Raw genomic sequence first — 12,667 nt, 5'->3', positions numbered from 1 at the left:
TTCTTCTGTGTATTGTTTTCTTGTCATTTAAGTTAACCCCCTGTTTTTATACTATCATATACAAAGATTTTCTCCAAGTTGGTTAGGGGGCTATAGAGAAACAATTAGAACTGTTAAATGAATTTTTGAAGACGTTAAGGCAATAGAATTCAAATAAGTAAACTGGCTATTTCCGAAAATAAAAAATAGGCATTGGTAAGCTGAATAAAAAGTTTACTAATGCCTAATGAAAGAGATCAAGGAACATGTCATACATGTATGACATGTTCCTTTTTTTAATTTGTGCGCTTTATGAATTGAATTTATTTATGCTTTTGATATGAAGAACACTTAACTACTTAAAACTGTTCTCATATATATCGAAAAATTGCGTTATCTCCCTTCCTTGTCTGCGGATTTCCTCATCATTATCAGCAGATAATTGCCATCCATAAGTTTTGTATGCTTCCCAGTTTTTCTTACTGATTGGTTTCAAGTTAAATTCTTTTTGAATTGCTTTAAATCCTTCTTCATAATCAATAAGGGCTTGTTTAAAAGCTTTGTCGGTATCTTTAAAAACCGGCATTTTATCCTCATTAGACCCTATCGTATAAGCCTCATTACTGCTTTTTGCAAAATTACCTCCGAGTTTACTTGTATCATATTCGCCTACTACTTTGCTGTTAGGACTTGCACAGGCGATTAATAAAAACATCGCGCACAAAGTGATTGCAAGGATATAATATTTTTTCATGTTTTACCTCCATGGTTTTAAATGCTGTTGTGCCTCTGATGCAAAAGTTATAGAAAGTTATAGAGTTATAAGAAGTTTCAATTCCTTATAGGTAGGCTATAAACTTAATAATATTTATGATATTTATGTTTTATCAAATGTTTCAATTCCTTATAGGTAGGCTATGAACCACTATGGAATGTATATAGTGTTACTAGTGTTACTAGTTTCAATTCCTTATAGGTAGGCTATGAACTGAGGCTATAAAAGCAATCTTGGCGATGGGCAATGTAGTTTCAATTCCTTATAGGTAGGCTATGAACAAATGCCCTGCAAAAAATTGATACGAAAGGCGAAGTTTCAATTCCTTATAGGTAGGCTATAAACTAGACGAAGAATCATGCAGAAGTTCATACTGCAGCGGTTTCAATTCCTTATAGGTAGGCTATAAACCGGATTCGAGGTTGGCTATCTTTATACCTTTGCCCGGTTTCAATTCCTTATAGGTAGGCTATAAACATATATTCCTGCAATTCTTCAATTTTGTTTCTCTTGTAGTTTCAATTCCTTATAGGTAGGCTATAAACATGAACCGGGCAGGAGAACCTGACATATTCTGCTGCTAGTTTCAATTCCTTATAGGTAGGCTATAAACGCGGACTTGCCTTCGAAATACCAAGCGACGACGAAGAGTTTCAATTCCTTATAGGTAGGCTATAAACACGGCCAAATTCTTGTTCGTTCATGAGTTCACCTCCATGTTTCAATTCCTTATAGGTAGGCTATAAACCAAATCGCTTTAGGAAATCTTTCCTCAGCACCGGATTCTGTTTCAATTCCTTATAGGTAGGCTATAAACTTATATCCACAATTACTACATATTTGACTTGAAGCAGTTTCAATTCCTTATAGGTAGGCTATAAACCCACGCTTTATAGCATCCAGCATAAAAGTTGCTCCCTGTTTCAATTCCTTATAGGTAGGCTATAAACACATGAGTGGATTTTGTATCTGTATCCATGATTACTACGTTTCAATTCCTTATAGGTAGGCTATAAACAGAAGGTCAGAATTGCTGACATTAGAAGATTTTACACGTTTCAATTCCTTATAGGTAGGCTATAAACGTTAATAAGAGAGAACAGCCCAACATCAGATGCAAACTGTTTCAATTCCTTATAGGTAGGCTATAAACCTAGTTTATTGGCGACTTCCTCCAATTCCATATACATGTTTCAATTCCTTATAGGTAGGCTATAAACCAAGTGAAATTTCTGTTGCTGATTACATGGATTATTGGTTGTTTCAATTCCTTATAGGTAGGCTATAAACTGGTTGAGCGCCAATGTTGCTTGCTCATTTAACTCCAGTTTCAATTCCTTATAGGTAGGCTATAAACTATCCATTTCCTTTTGACTGAATTCAATCTTGTTATGTTTCAATTCCTTATAGGTAGGCTATAAACTTTCCCTCAATTTTTTTATTTTCTCTCCTACCACTTGTTTCAATTCCTTATAGGTAGGCTATAAACGATATTACTTGGGATTGAAGGACTTAAAAGAGTTTTAGTTTCAATTCCTTATAGGTAGGCTATAAACCTGTAGTGTTTGATATGTCAATGTACTCAATATTCTCAAAGTTTCAATTCCTTATAGGTAGGCTATAAACGAAATACCTTTATACCAAGTATTTGATTATTTTCATGTTTCAATTCCTTATAGGTAGGCTATAAACTAGAGGATATGACCAGCATATATTTAAGGGAATTCTGTTTCAATTCCTTATAGGTAGGCTATAAACATAGTATAACATCCTGTCCCATGAGTCCATATTTTTGTTTCAATTCCTTATAGGTAGGCTATAAACGATTTTTTCGACGAATCTTGGGTTTGACGTTTTTTTGAGTTTCAATTCCTTATAGGTAGGCTATAAACCCGAATACGAGCCTTACAAAGAAAGCACTCTATACGGTTTCAATTCCTTATAGGTAGGCTATAAACGCACAACCACGACCATGGCTAGTGGGCAAAGTGGATGGAGTTTCAATTCCTTATAGGTAGGCTATAAACGAAGCCAACGTATACCGTTTATATAGTTAAAAGATGGTTTCAATTCCTTATAGGTAGGCTATAAACCAAGGAGGAATTGCATGAACAAAGTTATTTTGATGGGGTTTCAATTCCTTATAGGTAGGCTATAAACTCCTCTAGTTTGAAGTATGTTGCTATCGTCTATTGCTAGTTTCAATTCCTTATAGGTAGGCTATAAACTTAGTCATAAGATGAAACGCTTGACAAATTATAAATAGTTTCAATTCCTTATAGGTAGGCTATAAACGCATTGTCTACATCTTCTATTGTCAATTCTCCCACAGTTTCAATTCCTTATAGGTAGGCTATAAACCTTGCTTTGTCTGTTGTTAGCTCTCTTTTTTCATAGTTTCAATTCCTTATAGGTAGGCTATAAACTGTGACTTTTGGCAACTCTATACCGACCTTGATAGAGTTTCAATTCCTTATAGGTAGGCTATAAACAATTGTCTGTTAAGTCGTGATTTTCTACAATCTCAAGTTTCAATTCCTTATAGGTAGGCTATAAACGACGTAAAGAAGAATTTACAGCAACGGAAGGACAAAGTTTCAATTCCTTATAGGTAGGCTATAAACCTGGGAATGAGGTAAGGGATTGGTTGGGCATGTCGCCGTTTCAATTCCTTATAGGTAGGCTATAAACGAGAGGATGCGATTTGAAATGCAAAACATGCAAAAGGTGTTTCAATTCCTTATAGGTAGGCTATAAACTTGAGATGAGGGAGGTCCGGCGGTGAATGATGAAGCCAGTTTCAATTCCTTATAGGTAGGCTATAAACCATATATAATGATTGTGAGAAGTTTATGGTTTCCCAGAGTTTCAATTCCTTATAGGTAGGCTATAAACGCTTGAAAACTCATCATCAATTTTAGAGAAGTTTTCGCGTTTCAATTCCTTATAGGTAGGCTATAAACACTGCTCCCACCGCAATCCATACGCCACTTCGGGCGGTTTCAATTCCTTATAGGTAGGCTATAAACAAAAGGAGTGCATCAAGAGACAAAAGACGGCCTTGGTTTCAATTCCTTATAGGTAGGCTATAAACGATGAGAAATAATTTTAATTAAATCCATATATAAAAGTTTCAATTCCTTATAGGTAGGCTATAAACTTGGGAATAGGAGAGTACAACAAGGAAGAGTACAAGTTTCAATTCCTTATAGGTAGGCTATAAACTAATATTAGAGGTCTTATCCCTCTATAGTATACCAGTTTCAATTCCTTATAGGTAGGCTATAAACTAAAAGAAGAAATTTTTCCTTTGCAAAACAGAATGGGAGGTTTCAATTCCTTATAGGTAGGCTATAAACAAAACAAGCAATATTAATTCAAGCTTTTATTACCAGTTTCAATTCCTTATAGGTAGGCTATAAACGAATTGACGGAAGAGAGGATCGACGAACTTGAGGAAAGTTTCAATTCCTTATAGGTAGGCTATAAACTCTTCTTTAGACAATGTATACGATGTCTTTATAGGCGGTTTCAATTCCTTATAGGTAGGCTATAAACCCACTGGTCTTCCAGCCTCCCTCTCTCAGTATCTCAAGTTTCAATTCCTTATAGGTAGGCTATAAACCAAAAAGAAAAGGGTAGAATTGAGGATGGATTAGAGTTTCAATTCCTTATAGGTAGGCTATAAACTAGCAAATACAGGACTGTAAAATTGTCCAAGAACAAGTTTCAATTCCTTATAGGTAGGCTATAAACTAGAGTTTTATTGGGCTAACCTGGTAGTAGAACCAAAGTTTCAATTCCTTATAGGTAGGCTATAAACCTCATACTCATCTCCACCTATATCACAGGCATGGCAGGTTTCAATTCCTTATAGGTAGGCTATAAACCGCTACAGCAAGCACATTCAGAACCACATTACCACGTTTCAATTCCTTATAGGTAGGCTATAAACGGTAGAAGGGATATTCAGGAACGAAGATGAGATGGAGTTTCAATTCCTTATAGGTAGGCTATAAACTCCCTTCAGCCTTGGCAAGGTCTTTATTGTATTGAGGTTTCAATTCCTTATAGGTAGGCTATAAACCAATCGGGGAGATTTCAAAAAACCTATTTAAGGGAAGTTTCAATTCCTTATAGGTAGGCTATAAACGCTGAAAATAATCGAGTTTCATACTACAGACATCAGTTTCAATTCCTTATAGGTAGGCTATAAACTGGCTATGAGACTTTATAAGTATGCAACACACCACCACGTTTCAATTCCTTATAGGTAGGCTATAAACTCAGTGCAAATATTATGGTAGTGGCTGTGAGATTAACGTTTCAATTCCTTATAGGTAGGCTATAAACCTTTGCCGGGAGCGCTGATTTCTATGTCGAAAGAATGGGTTTCAATTCCTTATAGGTAGGCTATAAACTCGCAATAGCCAGCTTCTCATTCAACGCTTGGGCCATTGTTTCAATTCCTTATAGGTAGGCTATAAACCTGCCCTTTGCTTGATTGCAACTCCTACAAGCTATAGCGTTTCAATTCCTTATAGGTAGGCTATAAACGTATATCCCCCGTTTTCTTCCGCTTCTTTTGTGGTGGTTTCAATTCCTTATAGGTAGGCTATAAACGTATCGTTTCACCTCGTTCATAGCGATAGAGAGTCCGTTTCAATTCCTTATAGGTAGGCTATAAACGGAGTTTTGGCTAAAACCTTTATCGGGATTTTTTAAGTTTCAATTCCTTATAGGTAGGCTATAAACGCCGACGACTATGGTTTAAAGAAGTTAGAACAGAGACGTTTCAATTCCTTATAGGTAGGCTATAAACGAGGATGTCGGCTGTTTGGTGGCCGTGGTAGTTACGTCGTTTCAATTCCTTATAGGTAGGCTATAAACTATTACCAAAAAAACCGGTGATAAGATTACTTCTATGTTTCAATTCCTTATAGGTAGGCTATAAACCCGTAAATTAGGGTAAAAAATAAAGAAAATGCGAGAAAAATAATTTCTGTAATTTTCTATACATAACTTCTACATAGAATCAAAAAATCCTTCTTTTCCATATCAATTCTTTATTTGATGGCAATTTTTGTTTGTCGTCGATCTCCGGGGGTTTTTGCGCTATTGGGGATCGACGACATTAGAAAACTTTATATGTAAAATGAGATAATTGCATGATTAACTTGTAATATATAATAATTAAGAAGGCATTAACTAATAATGCTGAACTTATGTTTGTATGTAAACTCCTCTTTCTAATACTCCTGGTAAATTTGCTTTACTGCCTGGCGCTAAGCATATCTTGCTTTCTTTTATTTTTGGAGTAGCTATAGAGAAATCGGCTTCTACAATAATATGTTCAATTTTCCCCATTCCAAATATCCCGTTACAGTATTCGCTATAATTCTTTAAATACACATTTGCAATGGATTTCCCTTCTTCATCTAAGCCCCAAAATTCAAGTTCTTCTTTAGTAATTTCGCACTTTCTAATAAGTTTTATTCTGCCAAATCCATATCGGCTTTCTCCTCCGAGCGTAAGTTCTAGGCCCTCTTTAAGGAAGTGTAAAACGCTGTCAGCAACACTTTCATCATCACTAACGCTTAATAGACCTGACCAATACAAACTATTGTTAGATTCCTTCATGCCAGTCTTTGATATCGGAAGAATGACCTCAATTTCATGAAGCGATTCACGTTTAGCAGCTTGCATTGCAGGGCTAATAGCTGTAGAAATATATGTATCTGTAAATTCTACTCTAAAATCTTTTTCTGATATACTTCCCAAATAAAACAGGCCATCAACATAAGTTGGAAATAGCGGATCTTCATTTTCTTTAAATGAGGGAAAAAAGCAAGATATGTTTTTGAATAATTCTTTGCTTACATTAAAATCTTCTTCTGTTCCTCCTAAATATCCGCCATATCTCTTAGCCAGTGCTCCCCACATTGTCCAGCCTGGAATAAAAATCCTTGTTTCAGAAAGGACACCATAATTTCCGGCACCTATATGTATGGGTTCCATCTGTTTGAAGATTAATTTATACCATTTTTTACTCATTCTCGTCACCTAGTGCTTTTACATGATATCGTGCATAAATCAATACTGTCTCCAATGCTTCTCTGAAAAATAAAAGTTCATGTAAATTTTCTGAGAGGTTTTGGAAGAATGCCTCATTTCTACCTTCTCTATCGCTATAATTTATATCTTTCAACTTTTCGTCTTTTAGGTTCACATATTCCTTAAGTTCTTTTATAATATCATTAACAAATATTTTAGAATATATTTTATTATCTTTATCTTTATCTTTTGATTTGCAGAATACATAATAAGCATAGACTCCATCATTTACCAAAACGCCTAACGCTTTGTCAATATGTGCTTTTAAACCGCTTCTTTCCGGCCCCCTTGTCTCGCTAATACTCTTGAGTATATTATATCCTAACTTATTTATGACTGCGTCAAGATTTTCTTTTTTAGACATAATGTCACCCCCAGAATCGTTTCATAATTTATGAAAAAAATAATTTAGCTCGGCCAAAACCTCTTGTAGTCATGCCACCTACCCCTAAACATTCATAGTATTTTTTGCTATCCTTTAGTGCCATAACAACCTCGTTTATAGTAGGTGCAACTTCGCTTTGGCTTTCGAGCAGCCTAATATTTCCATAAAAAACAGTGCCTCGAGGTATAGCTTCGGATGTAAACAAAGCTCCTTCCTTTGCCGTCCCTGTAAGGGGATTTATTGATACTGATGTTCTAACTTCTAAGTTCGCATTAATTATATTAGATATTAAATCATCAGGAACGATTATTAGATTCTCTGATATGTTTTTCCAAGTTTCTTCTTTATTTTCGAGGTTTGGTAATGCCAATAAAATATCCTGGTTTACTGCTTCAAGATTTAGCCAGCCTAAATTAATATAATATTTATCATTTTCATTCTCACAGTTCTTTACTATAACAGCTGTATCATCTTTAAGCAAATTTCTAAGCCTGCTAAACGAAGATTCGCTTAAGATATCCTCCGATTTATTCATTTGTTGAAATTTAGCTTTTATTCCCGCAGATTCTAAGATGTATGGAGATGTCACCCATTTAACGCCCAATCGAGTATATACCGGAAAAAGAAGTATATTCAAATCAGAAAAATAAGCCATCCCTTGTTGTGATCTGTTTTTCTTTGAAAATCCAAAAGTCTTGCATATTATGCAGTGGCCACAATGCCCTGTATCAGATAATTCCCTAATACTACCGACAAGGCTATCCTCATAGTTTTCATTAGCTTTATCATCTTGCCCAGCACACTTAATAGATGAGATAAGATTGCCCCAATATAATTGCCAATCATTTTTCGTTTCATTATCATTATTATTTTCATAACAGTTAGTGTTTATTGCCGAACTTATTGCTTTGGAGTATTTCTTAAACTTTGTCATTCGTTCGCTAAAGTTTTCTCTGCGACCTGCATCGAGTTCACGGTCTGCAAGTCGATTTACCAATTCTCTAATGTCTTCTGTAGCAATTTCGTTTCCTCCAAGAATGCTCTTTATGTTTTCAAAATTCTTTTTGTACCATCCTTGTAATTCTAATGCCATATAATATCTCCAGGTTCCCGCAATGCTTGAGCCTGGTATTTTTGGTATTTTTGTTATAGTATCTCTTACGATCGTATTATCTACTCTGCCAATTGTATATCCTCCTGTGCCAATAAAAATAGGGTCAGTCGATAATGCGTACATATTTAATTCTTGTTTTTCGCTCATTTTTAATTTCTCCTTTTCTATATCTTTCTAAGAGCTGTATGCCAAAATTCATACATATCTAAAAACCGCAAAAGGCATCTCCTAAATTCATTTGGAGGCATTATTAAAATATTTTCTAACTTTGGAACAGTCGTTGCGCTATCTGTATAAGTAGGCTGTATTAATATATGTGCAAATTTATCTTTTTCATTATCTGTTTTCAGATCAAAAATATTAATAAAAGCTGATAACATAAATTTTTTGATACTGTCCTCATCATTTCTCCAGTCATTCAATTTAGAATATATTATATTTATTATTTGGTGGAGTCCAGCAATTTTGTTCTGATCATTCCTAAAGTATTCGGCAAACTCATTAAATAGCTTCCACTCTTTCCATGTATATGGTCTATTACTTTTCCCCTCTATTTTTCTTTTTCCTTTAGAATAGCAAATATCATTTCTGCGACAGTTAGTATCTAAAAATTCAAAATCAATTGTGTTAGGATATATTACAATTTTAGTAATGGGTTTACTATTTTTAAAGTCAACTTCACAAATATCAGTTTTTTTGTCTTCGGGGTTTATGTACAATTGATATTCATTTTCTTTATTATTTATTGTTAGATAGAAACTGTAATAATTTGTTGGATTTTCGTTTTTTTCATAAATTGTTATATTCTTTAATGCTTCCTTTTGAATTTCTTCAATATCTAACGCTTTTCCATTCATCTGTATTTCATTCCAACTCGTTATATCTCTTCTTATTTTTCTTCCTGCTTTAATGCCAATATATAATGGTTGTTTATAGTACTGAAATATTGTTCCTATATGTAATGGTAATTTCCCAGCGACATATTTGAAATGATTATAATACTTATTTTGAATATTACTTATGAGGCAAGGTAAGGATTGGGCGGAAATAATAAACTGCCATGAAATTGGTGTTGGATTTATTATTGAAATATATGGCAAATATGACTCATAAGTCGCCATATCTCCACTCAAGTTAATATCTGTATATTCGCCCGTGTAGTAATCTTGAAGTAGAATGTCATCTAACCAGTCAGTATTTTTAATAGCTAATGTATCTTTTGCCTTATCTTTAAAGCTTTTTTTGACAATAATAGGTATAGCTTCTGCTATAGAAGAAATTAGATATGCATTCCCTTTCTTGTCTATCCAAAAATCTAGTCCTTTGTAACTATATTCTTTCTCCATATACCCCCGCTCGTCGACAGCTCTATACCAGACAAGTCTTTTATATCTATAATCTTCATCGCTGATATCTAATAGACTTTTCATATCTTTACTACATTCTATAAAAAAGTCTTGAGTTGTCTCCCATATTCTTCTGAGTCTTGCGGGTGATGGATTTTTCCTTAAAACAAATTGAAGTAAAATAGTAGCAAGGAAATCCGAGTCCTTTCCATTTAGCTTATCCCAGTCTATCTTTCCTTTATCAAAATCTACTTTGACGCCAAGTTTACTTTTAATAAACTCTTCCCATCTATCCCCAATACTTCGTTCTAGTACGATATTAGCAGTAAAATCATGTAGCTTTTGATTATGAACGCCTTTATTAACATATTCTTTTAATATAGTTTCCTTAACTAATTTCCCCGCTACCGAAAAATCTTTTACCAACAGATTTTTCTTTAAATGCCAATCTATTTGATTGGTAAAAGTAGTATTTATTAGGTCTCCGTTAAGCCAGTCCTGCAACTCAAATTTTAGGGTAACTATAGCAATTCTATCATTTGAATCTTTTAAATCTCCTGTCCAAATTGTTTCACCGTTTATATTCTTAATCCATTCTTCGATTCTATTATCCTTTCTTTCCTTACATCCATCACAAATCATTAAGTCTTCATCACTTTTTCTTGCTAGCCGGAAGTTGCATGCCTGGCACAAACCATTGAAGTTTGAATTTGTTTTATCTTCTGTTTCTTTTAATTTTAGTGCAATACCTTTACATATCTTCTCAAAGTTATTATCAGAATCTGTTGGATAAGAAGCCTTTAAAAAATTTTCTCTACTTTTTTCTAAAAGATATGTGATATTCATCATGCCTCGAGAAGGCTTTGTTGTAAAGATGGAGGGGTAAATTTCACCGCCAAATATTTCGCTAAAAACTTTCATAATCTTATCAGCGATTTCTTTCAAAGATTTATTTAAAGGAAAAATATAATCGCTCTTGTTCCTAAAATCACCGGCATTCTCTGGTATTATAAAATAAATTCCCGTTTCATCTCGATATATCTCATTTCCAAGCGCATATTCCGTTTCTATTATATCTTTCACCATTTTATCAGCCTTATCTGCCGCATCTCGGTACCATTTTATAAAATGTGCCTTTAAAGCCTTTTCAGCAAGGGCTAATTTATCATATTGAACGCCAAGTATACTCCACCTTATTTTCCTGCACTTGGTATTATCTATATAATCTTTGTATTTCGATGAGTCTAATTGAATTGCTGCAAGAGAGGCTTTGAAAAGCGACGCAGTCATATATGCCTGGTCCCACAAAGTGACATCGTTTATAGGAAATCGAGAATCGCTTAAGAGGTGTGAATACCAGTTCTTGACCTCTTCAAAAACAAAATTTCTTATTTCTATCCAATCATCATCTGAAAAATCCTCTGGTTTTCTTGGTATTGAACTTATCATCTTCCATAGATTTTTAAAAAAACAAATTCTTTGCTTATCAAGCATTTCTTCTTTTACTTCTTCTTTAAATGAGCCAAATGCATTAGAAATCCATAGATTTTTAAGCTTTTGTTTCTCTAGAGGTTCTCCTTTGTCGATTCCGGAATTTACATTTTCGCATCCATGGAATAATATATTTTTGACAAAATTTATGACATTGAGAGGCCGCTTTTTTTCAATACCATCGCCGTATACAATATCTGAAAGAAGTAAATCTTTTTCTAGGCCAACTTTGGTATTGTAGAAAAAATCAGGAAAGTCTTCATTTATCCGTTTTAAATCTTCTTTAAATCTGCTTAAATTGGGGTCTTTATTATCTGTATAATAATCTCTGTACCCAGTAAAAATTGGATATCCATATTCTGCTTCAAACGCCTTTGCATTGATGTTAAAATAATCACTCCAATGTTTGAAATTAATATGTGTCTTCCCAAGGTTAAATAAAAGTGCTCCTATCTCTGCTTTTATTATTTCCGTCTTATTCTTTTTAAGTTTTTCTAAATCCAAACTACCCACTACCCTTCCACCTTACATATTCAAGTAGCATATTGTGTCTTTCTCTACTATGCAAGCCTTTCCCCAACCATATTTGCTTTTTGCGCCTATTCCTTCTTCCTCAAAAGAATATTGGATAAGAGTTTTTATAATCTCATAGTCATTATTTACTTGATCTTTTAACTCTTTAAATGGCAGCATTACTGCATCATAAGGTATATATATAAATTGAAAAATGCCTTCTGTGCCTTGTGGAACTACTTCAAAATAAATAGGAAAAGTCCCAGCTTTTGTATTTCTATTGTGCGGATTTATCACTTCTAGATCTAACCGGTTAAAATACGTTGGGTAGAACACTCCTCTACCTTTTTTAGTTTTAATTGTTTCAATATTATCTTCGAAATATTGCCATATTTGCTCCTTTATACTCTTACCTTCTTTGCTGAATATAAGATTTATCCCTAACTCTTCTAATGCATATTTTACAACTTTAGAAGTAAGATCGATTTCGTAAGCGCTTGTTTCTATTTTGTTTTTGGAGTTTTTTTCATTTTTTACATAGTCATCAATTGCTTTTTCGATCTTGCGGAATTCTTCCGAGCCTGTACCAAAAATCCTTAAAATGCTTTGAAAATATCGGATAGCTTCTACTTCTTGATTTTTATCCATGAGTTCAGCTAACTTTTTTGAAGCTGTTTTCAGAAGCATCCCTTTCCATCCAGCTCCTCTTACCATCGGAACTTTCCATATTTTCTCTTTTAATATCGGGTTGTCAATTATATAAAAGTCCTCCATATCGCGCGAAAAATAAGGGGCTTGTAAAATAAATCTATACTGAAGCCCAAAGGAACCTGGTATAAGAGATTTAATGTAATCTCTATAGCCCCCTAACCAACTTGGAGAAAATCTTTGTATATGATAGTATAAAAACAGGGGGTTAACTTAAATGACAAGAAAACAATACACAGAAG

General features: G+C 34.0%; 6 protein-coding genes and 1 CRISPR repeat array. All 6 genes read right to left on the bottom strand.

What is annotated here, in order from left to right; genetic code table 11:
• Positions 1–334: 334 nt before the first annotated feature.
• Positions 335–733 carry a hypothetical protein gene (locus tag BUE08_RS04965; RefSeq protein WP_213996384.1) on the bottom strand — a complete coding sequence of 133 codons (399 nt, stop codon included), beginning with the start codon at positions 731–733 and terminating at the stop codon, positions 335–337.
• 74 nt (positions 734–807) lie between these two features.
• Positions 808–5,710: direct repeats of the CRISPR family, unit length 30 nt; unit sequence GTTTCAATTCCTTATAGGTAGGCTATAAAC.
• A gap of 267 nt (positions 5,711–5,977) precedes the next feature.
• Positions 5,978–6,808, bottom strand: coding sequence for a hypothetical protein (locus BUE08_RS04960; protein WP_059031867.1), 831 nt, complete (start codon positions 6,806–6,808; stop codon positions 5,978–5,980).
• Complete coding sequence (locus BUE08_RS04955) at positions 6,801–7,232, bottom strand: hypothetical protein (RefSeq protein ID WP_059031869.1); 432 nt, start codon at positions 7,230–7,232, stop codon at positions 6,801–6,803. Before BUE08_RS04955 ends, BUE08_RS04960 begins: the two co-directional genes overlap by 8 nt.
• Before the next feature lie 28 nt (positions 7,233–7,260).
• A complete protein-coding gene (cmr4, locus tag BUE08_RS04950) occupies positions 7,261–8,514 on the bottom strand; it encodes a type III-B CRISPR module RAMP protein Cmr4 (protein WP_059031871.1) in 1,254 nt (417 codons plus the stop codon).
• Between the two features lie 17 nt (positions 8,515–8,531).
• Positions 8,532–11,717, bottom strand: a complete 3,186-nt coding sequence (locus tag BUE08_RS04945; protein WP_286680503.1) for a CRISPR-associated protein Csx11 — start codon at positions 11,715–11,717, stop codon at positions 8,532–8,534.
• 12 nt (positions 11,718–11,729) lie between these two features.
• Positions 11,730–12,554, bottom strand: a complete 825-nt coding sequence (locus tag BUE08_RS04940; protein ID WP_502689427.1) for an RAMP superfamily CRISPR-associated protein — start codon at positions 12,552–12,554, stop codon at positions 11,730–11,732.
• Between the last annotated feature and the right edge of the window lie 113 nt (positions 12,555–12,667).

Source organism: Tepidanaerobacter sp. EBM-49 (genome assembly GCF_001896645.1).
In the GTDB taxonomy this organism is placed as follows: Bacteria; Bacillota; Thermosediminibacteria; order Thermosediminibacterales; family Tepidanaerobacteraceae; genus Tepidanaerobacter; species Tepidanaerobacter syntrophicus.
This window is presented reverse-complemented; position numbering and strand designations above follow the sequence as displayed.